Annotated in this window: 12 protein-coding genes; 10 read left to right on the forward strand and 2 right to left on the reverse strand. The window is 57.7% G+C overall.

Going from position 1 to position 16,510, the window contains the following annotated elements; all coding sequences use genetic code 11:
* Positions 1-20: 20 nt before the first annotated feature.
* The 6 genes from phoR (at position 21) to AC3WOK_RS16215 (ending at position 10,569) form a co-directional block, all read left to right on the forward strand.
* Positions 21-1,316 (forward strand): phosphate regulon sensor histidine kinase PhoR, encoded by a 1,296-nt coding sequence (gene phoR / locus AC3WOK_RS16190; protein ID WP_447855164.1) that lies wholly within the window; start codon positions 21-23, stop codon positions 1,314-1,316.
* A gap of 409 nt (positions 1,317-1,725) precedes the next feature.
* The gene (brnQ, locus tag AC3WOK_RS16195; RefSeq protein ID WP_047347302.1) at positions 1,726-3,045 is read left to right on the forward strand and encodes a branched-chain amino acid transporter carrier protein BrnQ; all 1,320 of its coding nucleotides are present in this window, start codon (positions 1,726-1,728) and stop codon (positions 3,043-3,045) included.
* An 81-nt stretch (positions 3,046-3,126) separates the two neighbouring features.
* A complete protein-coding gene (proY, locus tag AC3WOK_RS16200; RefSeq protein WP_059310504.1) occupies positions 3,127-4,500 on the forward strand; it encodes a proline-specific permease ProY in 1,374 nt (457 codons plus the stop codon).
* Positions 4,501-4,662: 162 nt separating this feature from the next.
* Positions 4,663-6,480: a maltodextrin glucosidase gene (gene malZ, locus AC3WOK_RS16205; protein WP_447855165.1), complete on the forward strand. Its 1,818-nt coding sequence runs from the start codon at positions 4,663-4,665 to the stop codon at positions 6,478-6,480.
* A 91-nt stretch (positions 6,481-6,571) separates the two neighbouring features.
* Complete coding sequence (locus tag AC3WOK_RS16210) at positions 6,572-9,187, forward strand: DUF2339 domain-containing protein (protein ID WP_492354805.1); 2,616 nt, start codon at positions 6,572-6,574, stop codon at positions 9,185-9,187.
* Positions 9,184-10,569 (forward strand): DUF3999 family protein, encoded by a 1,386-nt coding sequence (locus AC3WOK_RS16215; RefSeq protein ID WP_492354806.1) that lies wholly within the window; start codon positions 9,184-9,186, stop codon positions 10,567-10,569. The genes AC3WOK_RS16210 and AC3WOK_RS16215 overlap by 4 nt, the downstream gene beginning before the upstream one ends.
* A 43-nt stretch (positions 10,570-10,612) precedes the next feature.
* Here the strand turns inward: AC3WOK_RS16215 and AC3WOK_RS16220 are convergent, their stop codons facing one another.
* Complete coding sequence (locus tag AC3WOK_RS16220; RefSeq protein WP_010428037.1) at positions 10,613-11,215, reverse strand: peroxiredoxin C; 603 nt, start codon at positions 11,213-11,215, stop codon at positions 10,613-10,615.
* Positions 11,216-11,342: 127 nt separating this feature from the next.
* Complete coding sequence (gene acpH, locus AC3WOK_RS16225) at positions 11,343-11,924, reverse strand: ACP phosphodiesterase (RefSeq protein WP_429053711.1); 582 nt, start codon at positions 11,922-11,924, stop codon at positions 11,343-11,345.
* Between the two features lie 92 nt (positions 11,925-12,016).
* On the opposite strand from acpH, the gene queA reads away from it, so the two are divergent.
* The 4 genes from queA to secD are packed head-to-tail and all read left to right on the forward strand — an operon-like array spanning position 12,017 to position 16,500.
* A complete protein-coding gene (queA, locus tag AC3WOK_RS16230) occupies positions 12,017-13,087 on the forward strand; it encodes a tRNA preQ1(34) S-adenosylmethionine ribosyltransferase-isomerase QueA (RefSeq protein ID WP_447855166.1) in 1,071 nt (356 codons plus the stop codon).
* A gap of 55 nt (positions 13,088-13,142) precedes the next feature.
* Entirely contained in the window at positions 13,143-14,270 is a 1,128-nt protein-coding gene (gene tgt, locus AC3WOK_RS16235) for a tRNA guanosine(34) transglycosylase Tgt (protein WP_492354807.1), read from the forward strand.
* 22 nt (positions 14,271-14,292) lie between these two features.
* Positions 14,293-14,625: a preprotein translocase subunit YajC gene (gene yajC / locus AC3WOK_RS16240; RefSeq protein WP_042320789.1), complete on the forward strand. Its 333-nt coding sequence runs from the start codon at positions 14,293-14,295 to the stop codon at positions 14,623-14,625.
* 27 nt (positions 14,626-14,652) lie between these two features.
* Complete coding sequence (gene secD / locus AC3WOK_RS16245; protein ID WP_063429237.1) at positions 14,653-16,500, forward strand: protein translocase subunit SecD; 1,848 nt, start codon at positions 14,653-14,655, stop codon at positions 16,498-16,500.
* Positions 16,501-16,510 lie beyond the last annotated feature (10 nt).

Raw genomic sequence — 16,510 nt, forward strand, 5'->3', positions numbered from 1 at the left:
CAATGACAGGAGTGTGACGCGTGCTGGAACGTCTGTCATGGAAAAGGCTCGTCTTTGAACTGATCTTATGCTGTATTCCGGCCTTCATTCTGGGGGCCTTTCTTGGACATCTGCCGTGGTTTCTGCTGGCGTCGGTCACCGGGCTGCTGATCTGGCACTTCTGGAACCTGCTGCGCCTCTCCTGGTGGCTGTGGGTTGACCGAAGCATGACGCCGCCGCCGGGAAGCGGCAGCTGGGAGCCGCTGCTGTACGGTCTGCATCAGATGCAGATGCGTAATAAGAAGCGTCGCCGCGAGCTGGGAAGCCTGATTAAGCGTTTTCGCAGCGGTGCGGAATCGCTGCCGGATGCGGTCATTTTGACCACCGAAGAAGGGACCATCTTCTGGTGTAACGGCCTGGCGCAACAGCTGCTGGGCCTGCGCTGGCCGGACGATAATGGCCAGAATATCCTCAACCTTCTACGTTATCCCGAGTTCACGCTGTATCTGAAAAAACGTGATTTTACCCGTCCGCACAATCTGAAGCTCAATAACGGTCGCCATCTGGAAATCCGCGTGATGCCCTACAGCGATAAGCAGTGGCTGATGGTGGCGCGCGATGTCACCCAGATGCACCAGCTGGAAGGGGCGCGCCGCAACTTCTTCGCGAACGTTAGCCACGAATTACGAACCCCGTTGACCGTGCTTCAGGGCTACCTGGAGATGATGCAGGAGCAAACGCTTGAAGGGGCGCCGCGTGAAAAAGCGCTGCACACGATGCGCGAGCAAACTTACCGAATGGAAGGCCTGGTGAAGCAGCTGCTGACGCTCTCGAAGATTGAAGCGGCACCCACACTTGCGCTGAATGACACCATTGACGTGCCGATGATGCTGCGGGTAGTGGAGCGTGAAGCGCAGACGTTAAGCCACAAAAAGCACCACCTGACCTTTGAGGTCGACAGCGCGCTGAAGGTGCTGGGCAGTGAAGATGAACTGCGCAGCGCCATCTCCAACCTGGTGTATAACGCGGTGAATCATACGCCGGAAGGGACGGAAATCCTGGTGCGCTGGCACCACAGCCCAACGGGAGCCGAATTTAGCGTGGAGGACAACGGGCCGGGTATCGCACCGGAGCATATTCCGCGTCTGACCGAGCGTTTCTACCGCGTGGATAAAGCGCGATCGCGGCAGACGGGAGGAAGCGGCCTGGGGCTCGCGATTGTTAAGCACGCGGTGAATCACCATGAAAGCCGTCTCGAAATCCAGAGTACGCTGGGCAAAGGAACCCGCTTCAGCTTCGTTATCCCGGAACGATTAATTGCCAAAAAGATCGCCTGACAGCAGGTGTGTCATTTTACCTTTCCACGGGTCAGCGTCAGCTGGCCCGTTTGCTTTGCAGTCAAGCGAAACGCGGATGAATTTTATACGGCTGTCTGTTTTTTGTTCGCATGATTAGCCATGGGTTTTTCTTATAAATAGCGTATTATGCTGGTGCGTATTTTCATGATGGCATATTGTTCTGGTTTTACGATCCCTCCTTGCCTTTAAACGTTATAAGCGTTTAAATTGCCCCCCAGATACTGTCAGACCGACTGTATTTGCGTGGTAAATCGAAAAACTATTCTTCTCCACGCCAGGACGGGAGCATTTCCCGCTGAAATTGAGCAAGTTTTCGGCTGTATCGTCCCGTCAGGGAAGCCGGAAATCTCAATGTTTTCAACACCACATCCACAGGCAGTAAGGTTTTATGACCCATCACTTAAAATCGCGTGACATCATCGCGCTGGGCTTTATGACATTTGCGCTGTTCGTTGGCGCAGGCAACATCATTTTTCCTCCAATGGTTGGCTTACAGGCGGGTGAACACGTCTGGACCGCCGCGTTTGGTTTCCTGATTACTGCCGTGGGCCTACCGGTACTGACCGTCGTCGCGCTGGCGAAAGTCGGTGGCGGCGTGGATAGCCTCAGCACCCCTATTGGCAAAGTGGCGGGTGTGCTGCTGGCAACCGTCTGCTATCTGGCCGTTGGCCCGCTGTTCGCAACTCCGCGTACGGCGACCGTTTCCTTCGAAGTGGGTATTGCTCCCCTGACCGGTGACGGTGCGATGCCGCTGTTTATCTACAGCCTGATTTATTTCGCGATCGTGATTCTGGTTTCCCTCTATCCGGGCAAGCTGCTGGATACCGTGGGCAACTTCCTGGCTCCGCTGAAAATTGTGGCGCTGATCGTACTGGCGGTGGCTGCCATTGTCTGGCCTGCCGGCCCGATTAGCGACGCGATGGACGCCTATAAAAACGCCGCGTTCTCTAACGGCTTTGTGAACGGCTATCTGACGATGGATACGCTGGGCGCCATGGTGTTTGGTATCGTTATCGTTAACGCCGCGCGTTCCCGCGGTGTGACCGAAGCGCGCCTGCTGACCCGCTATACCATCTGGGCTGGCCTGATGGCCGGCGTGGGTCTGACGCTGCTGTATCTGGCACTGTTCCGCCTGGGTTCCGACAGCGCCATGCTGGTCGATCAGAACGCGAACGGTGCAGCTATCCTCCACGCCTACGTTCAGCACACCTTCGGTGGTGCGGGTAGCATGCTGCTGGCGGCGCTTATTTTCCTGGCGTGTCTGGTGACGGCGGTTGGCCTGACCTGTGCCTGCGCAGAGTTCTTTGCACAGTATCTGCCGCTCTCTTACCGCACCCTGGTGTTTATCCTCGGTATCTTCTCTATGGCGGTGTCCAACCTCGGGTTGAGCCACCTGATTCAGGTCTCTATTCCGGTGCTGACGGCGATTTATCCGCCGTGTATCGTGCTGGTGGTGCTGAGCTTCACCCGCCCGTGGTGGAACAACTCCTCACGAATTATTGCGCCAGCCATGTTTATCAGCCTGATTTTTGGTATCCTTGACGGCATTAAAGCATCAGCATTCGCAGGAATACTGCCTGCATGGACACAGCGTCTGCCGCTGTCCGAGCAGGGTCTGGCCTGGCTGATGCCTACCGTTGTTGCACTGGTTCTGGCGATTATCTGGGACCGTGCCGCAGGGCGTCAGGTCGCATCGAACGCCCATTAATCAACGGCAACAAACTGTTTAACCACGGGGCTTAAGGCCCCGTGGTTTTTTGTTTTTTTCGTGTTGAATGGCAAGATTTAAATGGAAAGCACTAACAAACTTAAACGTGGACTGAGCACGCGCCACATCCGCTTTATGGCGCTGGGCTCTGCTATCGGTACCGGTCTTTTTTATGGCTCGGCAGATGCCATTAAAATGGCCGGTCCCAGTGTGCTGCTGGCCTACATCATCGGCGGCGTGGCGGCTTATATCATCATGCGCGCCCTCGGTGAAATGTCTGTTCACAACCCGTCCGCCAGCTCGTTTTCCCGCTACGCGCAGGAAAACCTTGGCCCGCTGGCCGGGTTTATCACCGGCTGGACCTACTGCTTTGAAATCCTGATTGTGGCGATCGCCGACGTGACGGCGTTTGGCATCTACATGGGCGTCTGGTTCCCGGCGGTGCCGCACTGGATTTGGGTCCTGAGCGTGGTGCTGATCATTTGCGCCGTTAACCTGATGAGCGTGAAGGTGTTCGGCGAGCTGGAGTTCTGGTTCTCCTTCTTCAAGGTCGCCACCATTATCATCATGATTGTGGCCGGTTTCGGCATCATCATCTGGGGTATTGGCAACGGCGGGCAGCCGACCGGTATCCATAACCTCTGGAGCAACGGGGGCTTCTTCAGCAACGGCTGGCTCGGGATGGTCATGTCGCTACAGATGGTCATGTTCGCTTATGGCGGTATCGAAATTATCGGTATTACCGCCGGTGAAGCGAAAGACCCGGAGAAATCTATTCCGCGCGCCATCAACTCCGTGCCGATGCGTATTCTGGTGTTCTACGTGGGTACGCTGTTTGTGATTATGTCCATCTACCCGTGGAACCAGGTGGGTACCAACGGTAGCCCGTTTGTGCTGACCTTCCAGCATATGGGCATTGCGTTTGCGGCCAGTATTCTGAACTTTGTGGTGCTCACCGCGTCGCTCTCGGCAATCAACAGTGACGTCTTTGGCGTGGGCCGCATGCTGCACGGCATGGCGGAGCAGGGCAGTGCGCCGAAGGTGTTTGCCAAAACGTCGCGTCGCGGCACGCCGTGGGTGACCGTCGTGGTCATGACCGTTGCGCTGCTGTTCTCGGTTTACCTGAACTACATCATGCCGGAGAACGTCTTCCTCGTGATTGCGTCCCTCGCGACCTTCGCAACCGTCTGGGTGTGGATCATGATCCTGCTGTCGCAGATTGCCTTCCGCCGTCGCCTGTCGCCGGAAGAGGCGAAAGCGCTGAAGTTCAAAGTTCCGGGCGGCGTCGCAACGACCGTCGTCGGGCTGATCTTCCTGGTGTTCATCATTGGCCTGATTGGCTATCACCCGGATACCCGCATTTCCCTGTACGTGGGCTGTGCGTGGATCGTGCTGCTGCTGGTGGGCTGGATGTTTAAATGCCGCCGCGACCGTCAGCTGGCGGAAGCGCAGTAATCTTTTTTCTCCCTCTCCCTGTGGGAGAGGGTTGGGGTGAGGGCATCAGGCCGCACTGATGACTCCTCCTCCGTTCTCCTCCCCCAATAATCCCTGTCGTGATGAGCTATCCTTAACCACCCTGTGGCAAGGTGACGTCAATTTCATCAAAGGGGATTCGTGATGTTAAACGCCTGGCACCTTCCGGTTGCCCCATTTGTTAAGCAAAACAAAGACAACCTTGTGATTACGCTCTGGCTGGCGGGGGAAAACCAGCCTGAACGCGTGACGCTCCGCGCCGAAGTGGATAACGAAGAAACGTCGCTGAAAATGCACAAGCAGCGCAGCCAGCCGCAGCCGGGGATCACGGCGTGGCGGGCGAACATCGACCTGAGTAGCGGACAGCCTCGCCGCCGCTACAGCTTTAAGCTGCTGTGGAATAACCGCCAGCTGTGGTTTACCCCGCAGGGGTTTAGCCGTTTCCCGCCCGCACGGCTGGAGCAGTTTGCGGTCGATTACCCGGATAACGGCCCGCAGTGGGTTAACGAGCAGGTCTTTTACCAGATCTTCCCGGACCGCTTTGCCCGCAGCCAGAAGCGGACTGCCGAACAGGATAAGGTCTATTACCACCACGCCGCGGGCCACGACATTATTTTGAAAGAGTGGGATGAGCCGCTAACCGCGCAGGCTGGCGGCTCGACCTTCTACGGCGGCGATCTGGACGGCATTAGCGAGAAGCTCCCGTATCTGAAAAAACTGGGCGTGACGGCGCTGTACCTCAACCCGGTGTTTAAAGCCCCAAGCGTGCATAAATACGATACCGAAGATTATCGCCACGTTGACGCCCGGTTTGGCGGTGACGAGGCGCTGCTGCGCCTGCGTAAGAACACCCAAAACGAAGGCATGCGCCTCATTCTTGACGGCGTGTTCAACCACAGCGGAGATTCGCACGCCTGGTTTGACCGTCATAATCAGTCGATGGGCGGGGCATGTCATAACCCGGATTCTCCGCAGCGGGACTGGTACAGTTTTAACGAGGAGGGCCGCGCCCTGGACTGGCTGGGCTACCCGAGCCTGCCGAAGCTGGATTTCCAGTCGCCAACGCTTGTGAACGAGATTTACGGCGGGGAAGACAGCATCGTGCGTCACTGGCTGAAGGCGCCGTGGAATATGGACGGCTGGCGTCTGGACGTGGTGCATATGCTCGGCGAAGCGGGCGGGGCGCGGGATAACCTTCAGCACGTCGCCGGGATTACGCGCTCGGCGAAAGCGGCCCAGCCGGAGGCGTTCGTCTTTGGCGAGCACTTTGGCGACGCGCGCCAGTGGCTGCAGAACGATGCAGAAGATGCGGCGATGAACTATCGCGGCTTTACCTTCCCGCTGTGGGGATTCCTCGCCAATACCGATATCTCCTACGATCCGAACCATATTGACGCGGAAACTTGCATGGCGTGGATGGAGAACTACCGCGCCGGCCTGTCGCATCAGCAGCAGCTGCGGATGTTTAACCAGCTCGATAGCCACGATACCGCGCGCTTTAAGTCTCTGCTCGGCAAGGACGTCGCGCGTCTGCCGCTGGCGGTCACCTGGCTCTTCACCTGGCCGGGCGTACCGTGCATCTACTACGGAGACGAGGTGGGGCTGGACGGCAACAACGATCCGTTCTGCCGCAAAACCTTCCCGTGGGCGCCAGAAAAACAGGACAAGGTTCTGTTCAGCCTGTACCAGCGGCTGGCGAAGCTGCGTAAGCAGAGTCTCGCCCTGCGCTACGGCGGCTGCCAGGTGGTGTACGCCCACGATAACGTGGTGGTCTTTGTCCGTATCTATAATCAGCAGCGCGTGCTGGTGGCGATTAACCGGGGCGAGGCCTGCGAGGTGGTGCTGGAAGATTCACCGCTGCTGGCGGGAAAAACGTGGAAGAGCAAAGAGGGTAAAGCAACGTTCCAGGATGGCGTGCTCATGCTTCCGGCGATCTCCGCTGCGGTCTGGTTCGCCAGTTAATCGCGGGCGGAAGGGTTTTCACCTTTTAAGATGGCGCAAATGCAACTATTTGTGTCAATCTTAACGGATCGTTTACGGTGAAGGTGGAAACATGGACGAGCTCTACATCCTTGGCTGTTTGTTCCTGGTTTTTGCGCTGGGCGTTGCGCCGGTGCTTGCGGTTATCGGCTTTAACCGAAGCACGGCGGCGAAACAGGAGATCGCCCGGCTGCGCCAGCGCATTGAAGCGCTCGAGCAGCGCGGCGTCGCGGAGAAAGCGCCGGCGCCTGAACAGGCCGCCGCGCCGCCGGCAGTGGCCCAGCCGGTGGCTGAGGACGTCCCCGCGCCTGTCGACCCCTGGCGTCCGGATATTCCCGCTGCCGCGGCAGCACCCAATCCCGCTCCTGCGCCCGCGGCAAAACAGCCTTCTGCCTTTGGCGGCATGCTGACGTCGCTGGTGCGCTGGTTCATGCAGGGTAACCCGCTGGCGAAACTGGGCATCCTGCTGCTTTTCCTCGGTCTCTCTTTCCTGCTGCGCTATACCGTCGAACACTCCCTGTTCCCGCTTGAGCTGCGCCTGGCCGCGACGGCGCTGTTTGCTATGGTCCTGCTGGTCCTCGGGTGGCGGCTACGGCACAAACAGCGCGTCTATTCGCTGATTCTCCAGGGCGGGGCGACAGGCATTCTCTATCTGACCGTCTTTGGCGCCTTCCGGCTCTGGCAGATGTTGCCGATGACGCTGGCCTTTGCGCTGCTGGTGGTCATTTGCGCGGCGAGCGTCGGGCTGGCGGTGCTGCAGAAGGCGCTGAGCCTTGCCATGCTGGCGAGCCTCGGCGGGTATCTTGCGCCGCTGGTCTTGTCTACCGGAGGCGGCAGCTTTGTGGCGCTGTTCTCTTTCTATCTCCTGCTTTCTATCGGCATTCTCGCGATCAGCATCTGGCAGCACTGGCGCGAGCTGAATCTGCTCGGACTGCTGTTTACGTTCGGCGTCGGCGGTCTGTGGGGGCTGAGCGACTACCGGCCTGAAGACTATGGGGTCTGCCAGCTGTTCCTGATTGCCAATACGCTGATATTCGGCGTGCTGAGCGTGGCGCTGTCGCTGCGGGCGCAGGAGAAAGGGAAGCAGATCGTTGACGGCGTGCTGCTGTTTGCCCCGCCGCTGATCGGTTTCGGAATGCAGTACGGCATGACCCGGCACTGGGAATATGGCCCGGCCCTGAGCTCGCTGGGATACGGCGCATTTTATCTTACTCTCGCGTTCCTTGCGCTGCGGCGCTATCCCTCTATCGGACGACCGCTGGTCATGGCGGCGCTGGCGATCGGCGGCGGGTTTGCCACGCTCGCCATTCCGCTGGCACTGTCGGCGCGCTGGACGGCGATGGCCTGGGCGCTGGAGGGGCTGGGCATCCTCTGGCTGGGCGTGCAGCAGCAGCAGCGGCGCATGAGCTATAGCGGGACGGCGCTGCTGGTGCTGGCGCTGGGTAGCGCGCTGTGGGCGCAAATGAACGGTGTGACGTCGCTGAGCCTGCTGCTTATCTTCGGCGTCCTCAGCCTTTGCTGGCTGGCTGCGGCCTGGCTGTGGCGGAAAATCGCTCTGCCGGTCAGCTGGGCGCTGCTGGCCGGCGGGCTGCTGTTCTGGATAGTGGCGCTGCTGGGGGCGTCGCAGCTGATGCTGAAGCAGGAATTAGCTGTTCTGGCAGGCGTGCTGGCGCTCTCGGCCGTCTCGGTCTGGGGCTGGCGTCAGGCTGCCGCTCGTCTGGCATGGCGGGAGCTGGATGCCAGCAAATGGCTGCTGTGGCCGCTTATGCTGCTGATGGTGGGTTATCAGCTCTCGCATCAGCAGGTCTTTGCCGCCGGCTGGGCAAATCTGGCCTGGTGCGTTGTGCTTCCTGCCGCGCTGATGCTGCTGTGGCGCGACGGCCAAAGGCTCCTGCCGCGCCTCGCGATGGGGCTGCATCTGTCGCTGTTCTGGATGATTTTGCTGGCGCTGGCCGCCGAGCTTTACTGGTTTGCCCGGTCACTTCCGTGGGGGATGGCGGCCTGGGGAAGTGGACTGGTGATGGCAGCAGGTGGCGGTTTGATTATGGCACTCTCTGCCGCGGTACGGCGTCGCGGGTGGCCGTTCCGGGAATGGCCCGCGCTTTACGCCTGCCTGGCCCCGATCCCTGCCGTCGCGGCGCTGCTGGTGTTGCTGGTCGTGACCAATTTCCAGGACGGTGTGGTCTATCGCCAGACATGGCTGCCGCTGGTGAACCCGCTTGAGGAAGGTGCCGCGTTCGCACTGCTGGGGCTGGTCATCTTTTATCGCGCGGTGGAGCGCTACTACCCCGCGCTGCTTTCGCAAGCCCGTCCGTGGCCCGCCGTCGCGCTCATGGCGTTTGGCTTCTGGTGGCTTAACGGTGCGCTAATGCGCGCGCTGGCCTGGTACGGTGACGTGGCATGGAATATGGAATCGCTATGGGATTCGCGGCTTGTCCAGACCAGTTTTGCCCTGTTCTGGATGCTGAGCGCGCTGGTGGTCATGATCCATGCCACCCGCCGGGCTTCCCGACAGGAGTGGCTCTGCGGCGCGGCGCTGCTGGGCGTGGTGATGGTTAAACTGATGCTGGTAGACAGCGCGGGCGGAGGTGGATTGTCGCGCGCGGTGGCGTTTATCGGCGTGGCGATACTGGTTCTGATCGTGGGGTATTTCTCGCCGCTGCCGCCCAAAACAGGAGAAGAAAAATGAAATGGATGAAAGCGGTAGCGTGTACCGCGCTGCTGGCGCTTTCCGGCCCGGCGCTCTGCGACGAGGGACAAACGGAATCGCCGCGGGATTATGCCTTTGGTCGTTCCCTGGACACGTCTGTCCCTTCCCAGTGGTATCGGGTCGCGCTCCCGCTCGCCGTCTATGAGCAGAGCACGTCACCAGAGTTGCACGATGTACGCGTCTTTAACCAGTCGGGCGAGCCGGTTCCCTTCAGCCTGCTCACCGCGACGCGTCCGCAGGCGCCTGTGCAATCCACGGCACTGCGCCTCTTTCCTCTGGACGCCTCGCCGCTTGCGTCTTCGCGAGACGGTGGTGATAGCGATAAGATCCTGCTCCGTTCCGGAAACGGCGTGGAGATTGTGCTTGAGGGGCAAAAAGCCGCCGCAGCCGGGCAACATTATCTGCTGACCTTGCCGGAGCAGGCTACGGGCGAGATAAGCCTGTCCCAACTGCAGCTGCTCTGGAATACCCCTCAGACGTCGTGGCAGGGAACGGCGTCGGTTTATTACAGCGAGGATCTTAAGCGCTGGTATACCCTGCGCGAGGATATGCCCCTGCTGGACGTTGTCAGCGGCCAGGATCGCCTTAAGCTCGATCGGATCGATGTTGATACGGTTTTATCTCCCGATGCGAATCGCTATCTCATGGTGGTGCTGAATACAAAAAGCCAGGGGATAAACTTGACCGGCGTAAGCGCAATTAGCGCACCCGCGCAGGCGGCCCCGGAAGAGGTTAACCTGGAAGGCGAAGGGGAGTCGTTATCGGCAAGTGAAGCGCAGTGGCACTGGGCGCGACCGCAGCCCCTGAGCGCTGTCAGCATTTCACTGAATGGCGACGGCGTTCTTCCCGTGGAGATAGCGTGGCGGAGTACCGAAAAAGACGTATGGCACCTTCTGAAAAAAGAGGTTCTTTACCGTCTGGAGGGGAAAACGTCTCCACCGGTTTCGCTTAACGTGGGCCTTGTGCAGGCGGTGAAAATCACGACGCTGAATGCGCGTTTGCCAAAATACCTGCCGGGCGTCACGGGGCATCGCGACCGCTATGACCTGGTGTTCAACGCGCAGGGGAAAGCACCGTACGTGCTCGCCTGGGGCAACGGCGCGGCGAAGCCTGCCAGCGTGGAGCCCGACATGCTGATCCCTGCCGACCTGCGTAAAACCTATGATGTGGCAAATCTGCCGCAGGCTGACATTCAGGATAATGTCGCGTTAGGCGGCGAAGGGCGTCTGACCGCCACCTCCGCGGCCGAGCGGGAGAGCAGGATGAACACGCTGCTGGTGTGGGGCGTGCTGATTGCGGGCGTGGTTCTGCTGGCGGGCATGGCCTGGCGTATCTGGCGGGAGACGCAGCGTAAGGCATAAAAAAAGGCCAGCATAAGCGGGCCTTTTTCGTAAACCGTGCCAATTACAGGCTGGATACGTTCTCGGACAGGTATTTAGCAACGCCGTCTGGAGACGCGTTCATGCCTTCTTTACCTTTTTCCCACTGAGCCGGGCACACTTCACCGTGCTCTTCGTGGAACTGCAGCGCGTCAACCATGCGCAGCATTTCGTCGATGTTACGACCCAGCGGCAGATCGTTCACAACCTGGTGACGAACGATGCCGTTTGCGTCGATCAGGAAAGAACCACGCAGCGCAACGCCAGCGTCCGGATGTTCGATACCGTAAGCCTGCTGGATTTCGCGTTTGATGTCCGCAACCATTGCGTATTTCACCGCACCGATGCCGCCATTTTCGACAGGGGTGTTACGCCATGCGTTGTGTACAAATTCAGAGTCGAAGGAGACGCCAACAACTTCCACGCCACGCTTCTGGAATTCTTCGTAACGTTTGTCGAATGCGATCAGCTCAGACGGGCAAACGAAAGTGAAGTCCATTGGCCAGAAGAACAGAACGGTCGCTTTACCGTTGGTGTGCTGTTTGAAGTTGAAGTTTTCAACGATTTCACCGTTGCCCAGAACTGCTGCAGCTGTAAAATCCGGAGCCGGACGAGTTACCAGAACCATATGATTCTCCTGTAGATACTAAGGTTATTTGGAACGCAACGCGAGCCAGTATAGAGAGTGTTCATGGATAAGACAAAGAGGTGGTGACAATCGTTCCGCCAGCTTTTACCTATCAATGTGAATTCTGTTACAGCTGTTTGTTTTTCGCCTGGGTCATCATGCGCGGGTAAAACTGCCAGAAACGCGTTTCCAGCGCCTCGTAATGCTCATCCAGGTCATACCAGGAGTCGCGCAGCGCATCAAGCCGCGGGCGGCGGCTTGCCATCCCATTCAGCACGTTCTGGATGAAATCCATTTCGCGATAGCGCTCCAGCCAGCGTTCCGACCACAGGTAGTTATTCAGATTCACAAAGCGCGGCGGTGAGTCGGGCAAAATAATCGACACCTGCTGATGGGCATAGCGCACAAATTCGGGCAATGGCATCTCCGGCGACAGCTGTTCCCAGTGGCGCGACAGGAAGTGGTCCCACATTACGTCGAGCGTGATCGGCGCAACGCGGCGGGTTTCAGGGCGAAACCACGCTTTGGCTTCCGTCACCTCCGGCAGGTTATCAGTCAGCACGTCGATGCGGCGGTGCATAAAAATTCCGTCGACAACCTCAGGGGAATACGCTTCTGCGGGGTTGCCGCGTACAAAATCGGCCAGCAAATTGCCGGAAAGGGAGCTGTCAGCGAGGTGTGCGAGATGCAGGTGAGCGAGAAAATTCATGCGTTTTATTTGTCCGGGGGCGGCTAGTTGTTGCAGCAAAAGGGTGTGAGCACTAGACTATGCCGCCTGTTTTTAAGTCACGAGTATACGTCATGCGCGTCGCCGATTTCTCCTTTGAACTACCTGAATCCCTGATTGCTCACTACCCAATGCCTGAGCGCAGCAGCTGTCGTTTGCTGTCACTGGATGGGCCAACGGGCGAGCTGACGCACGGTACTTTCACCGATTTGCTCGACAAGCTCAACCCTGGCGATCTGCTGGTCTTTAACAATACCCGCGTGATCCCGGCGCGCCTGTTTGGCCGTAAAGCCAGCGGCGGCAAGATTGAAGTGCTGGTCGAACGTATGCTCGATGATAAACGTATTCTGGCACATATTCGCGCGTCTAAGGCGCCGAAGCCGGGCGCTGAGCTGCTGCTGGGCGATGACGAGAGCATCAAAGCGACCATGACCGCGCGTCACGACGCGCTGTTTGAAGTGGCGTTCGATGACGAGCGTTCGGTGCTCGACATCCTGAACGCCATCGGCCATATGCCGCTGCCGCCGTACATTGAGCGTCCGGACGAAGAGGCCGACCGCGAGCTGTACCAGACCGTCTACAGCCAGAAGCCTGGCGCGGTCGCGGCGCCGACGGCAGGCCTGCACTTTGATGAACCGCTGCTGGAAAAGCTGCGCGCGAAAGGTATTGAGATGGCGTTTGTCACGCTGCACGTCGGCGCGGGAACCTTCCAGCCGGTTCGCGTGGACAGCATCGAAGATCACATCATGCACTCCGAATATGCCGAAGTGCCGCAGGACGTGGTGGATGCGGTGCTGGCCGCGAAAGCGCGCGGTAGCCGCGTCGTTGCGGTCGGCACGACGTCGGTGCGCTCGCTGGAGAGTGCCGCGCAGGCGGCAAAAAATGATCTTATCGAGCCGTTCTTTGGCGATACGCAGATCTTTATCTACCCGGGCTACCAGTACAAAGTGATTGACGCGCTGGTGACCAACTTCCATCTGCCTGAATCGACGCTGATTATGCTGGTCTCCGCGTTTGCGGGTTATCAGCATACGATGAATGCCTACAAGTCTGCGGTAGAACAAAAATATCGCTTTTTTAGCTACGGGGACGCGATGTTTATCACGTACAATCCGCTGGCTTTGAATGAGCGTGTCGGGGAATAAGTCCGCGGCACCAGAATAATGTGTCGGACTGTTTTTCCGGCACAGAGGAAAGAAAATGAAATTTGAACTCGATACCACCGATGGCCGCGCGCGTCGCGGTCGCCTGGTGTTTGATCGCGGCGTGGTAGAAACCCCCGCGTTTATGCCTGTGGGTACCTACGGCACCGTCAAAGGGATGACGCCGGAAGAAGTTGAAGCCACTGGCGCGCAGATCATCCTCGGTAACACCTTCCACCTGTGGCTGCGTCCGGGTCAGGAGATCATGAAGCTTCACGGCGATCTCCATGATTTTATGCAGTGGAAAGGCCCCATCCTGACCGATTCCGGCGGTTTCCAGGTCTTCAGCCTGGGGGATATCCGCAAGATCACCGAGCAGGGCGTGCACTTCCGTAACCCGATCAACGGCGATCCTATTTTCCTCGATCCAGAAAAATCGATGGAGATTCAGTACGACCTCGGCTCTGACATCGTGATGATCTTCGACGAATGTACGCCATACCCGGCCGACTGGGACTACGCGAAGCGCTCTATGGAGATGTCACTGCGTTGGGCGAAGCGTAGCCGCGATCGTTTTGACTCCCTGCAGAACAAAAATGCCCTGTTCGGCATTATTCAGGGCAGCGTTTACGAAGATTTACGCGATATCTCTGTTAAAGGTCTGGTAGAGATAGGTTTTGATGGCTACGCTGTCGGCGGTTTGGCTGTGGGTGAACCGAAGGAAGACATGCACCGTATTCTGGAACATGTTTGCCCGCAAATCCCGGCAGATAAACCCCGTTACCTGATGGGCGTGGGTAAACCAGAAGATCTGGTTGAAGGCGTACGCCGCGGCATCGATATGTTCGACTGCGTTATGCCAACCCGCAACGCGCGTAACGGTCATCTGTTTGTTACCGATGGCGTGGTGAAAATCCGTAACGCGAAGCATAAAAGTGACACCAGTCCGCTCGACGCCGAGTGCGATTGCTATACCTGTCGCAATTATTCTCGCGCGTATCTGCATCATCTCGATCGTTGCAACGAGATTTTAGGTGCGCGTCTCAATACCACTCATAATCTTCGTTATTATCAGCGCTTAATGGCTGGTTTACGTAAGGCTATCGAAGAGGGTAAATTAGAGAGCTTCGTGACCGATTTCTACCAACGTCAGGGCCGGGATGTCCCACCTTTGAACGTTGATTAATTTTAATAATGAGGGAATTTGAATGAGCTTTTTTATTTCTGATGCGGTAGCAGCAACTGGCGCGCCTTCTCAGGGCAGCCCGATGTCTCTGATTCTGATGCTGGTTGTGTTCGGTCTGATCTTCTACTTCATGATCCTGCGTCCACAGCAGAAGCGCACCAAAGAGCACAAAAACCTGATGAACTCTATCGCGAAAGGCGATGAAGTACTGACCAACGGTGGCCTGGTGGGTCGCGTGACCAAAGTAGCGGAAAGCGGCTACATTGCTATCGCCCTGAATGACACCACTGAAGTGGTTATCAAACGTGACTTCGTAGCTGCCGTTCTGCCGAAAGGCACCATGAAGGCGCTGTAATCCCAACTTTTCCCAAAGGGAACTGCCGTGTTAAACCGTTATCCTTTGTGGAAGTACATCATGCTGGTCGTCGTGATTCTCGTCGGCCTGCTGTACGCACTTCCCAACCTGTATGGTGAGGATCCGGCCGTTCAAATCACTGGCGCGCGCGGTGTCGCCGCCAGTGAGCAAACGCTGATCCAGGTCCAGAAAACGTTACAAGAAGAAAAAATTACCGCTAAGTCTGTGGCACTGGAAGAGGGCGCTATTCTTGCTCGCTTCGACACCACCGACACGCAGCTCCGCGCTCGTGAAGCGCTGATGGGCGTGCTGGGTGATAAATACGTCGTGGCGCTTAACCTTGCTCCTGCAACCCCGCGTTGGCTGGCTGCTCTGAACGCAGAGCCAATGAAACTGGGTCTTGACCTGCGTGGCGGCGTTCACTTCCTGATGGAAGTGGATATGGATACCGCGCTCGGCAAGCTGCAGGAACAGAACATCGACAGCCTGCGCAGCGATCTGCGTGAGAAAGGCATTGCGTACACTACCGTGCGTAAAGAAGATAACTACGGCTTGAGCATCACGTTCCGCGACAGCGCGGCGCGCGACCAGGCTGTAACTTACCTGTCTCAGCGTCACCGCGATCTGGTGATTACCTCTCAGGGCAGCAACCAGCTGCGTGCGGTGATGACGGATGCGCGTCTGAGCGAAGCGCGTGAATACGCCGTTCAGCAGAACATCAACATTCTGCGTAACCGTGTAAACCAGCTTGGCGTGGCTGAGCCGCTGGTACAGCGTCAGGGTGCTGACCGTATCGTGGTAGAACTGCCGGGTATCCAGGATACCGCACGTGCGAAAGAGATTCTGGGTGCAACCGCGACTCTGGAATTCCGTCTGGTTAACACCAATGTCGATCAGTCCGCCGCTGCCGCAGGCCGTATTCCGGGTGACTCCGAAGTGAAACAGACCCGCGAAGGTCAGCCGGTTGTGCTGTACAAACGCGTGATCCTGACCGGTGACCATATCACTGACTCCACTTCCAGCCAGGATGAATACAACCAGCCGCAGGTTAACATCTCGCTCGATAGCGCGGGTGGTAACATCATGTCCAACTTCACGAAGGACAACATCGGCAAACCGATGGCGACCCTGTTCGTGGAGTACAAAGACAGCGGTAAGAAAGACGCAAACGGTCGTGCGGTGTTGGTGAAAGAGGAAGAGGTGATTAACATCGCCAACATCCAGTCTCGTCTGGGTAACAGCTTCCGTATTACCGGTATTAACAACCCGAACGAAGCGCGTCAGCTCTCTCTGCTGCTACGTGCCGGTGCGCTGATTGCGCCAATTCAGATTGTTGAAGAACGTACCATTGGTCCTACTCTGGGGATGCAAAACATCCAGCAGGGTCTGGAAGCGTGTCTGGCCGGTCTGGTGGTCTCCATCCTCTTCATGATCTTCTTCTATAAGAAGTTTGGTCTGATCGCGACGTCCGCGCTGCTGGCTAACCTGGTGCTGATCATCGGCATCATGTCCCTGCTGCCGGGTGCGACGCTGACCATGCCAGGTATTGCGGGTATCGTTCTGACCCTTGCGGTGGCGGTCGACGCCAACGTACTGATAAACGAACGTATCAAAGAAGAGTTGAGCAACGGTCGCTCTGTGCAACAGGCGATTGAGGAAGGCTATAAAGGGGCGTTCAGCTCCATCTTCGATGCGAACGTAACAACACTGATTAAGGTTCTTATCCTGTATGCAGTGGGTACTGGCGCTATCAAAGGCTTTGCGATTACCACCGGTATCGGTGTTGCAACGTCGATGTTTACCGCTATTGTCGGCACCCGTGCCATCGTGAACCTGCTGTACGGCGGCAAGCGCGTCAAAAAGCTGTCTATCTGAGGAGTGCGTT

Source organism: Enterobacter sp. FW301-JW81 (assembly GCF_058788735.1).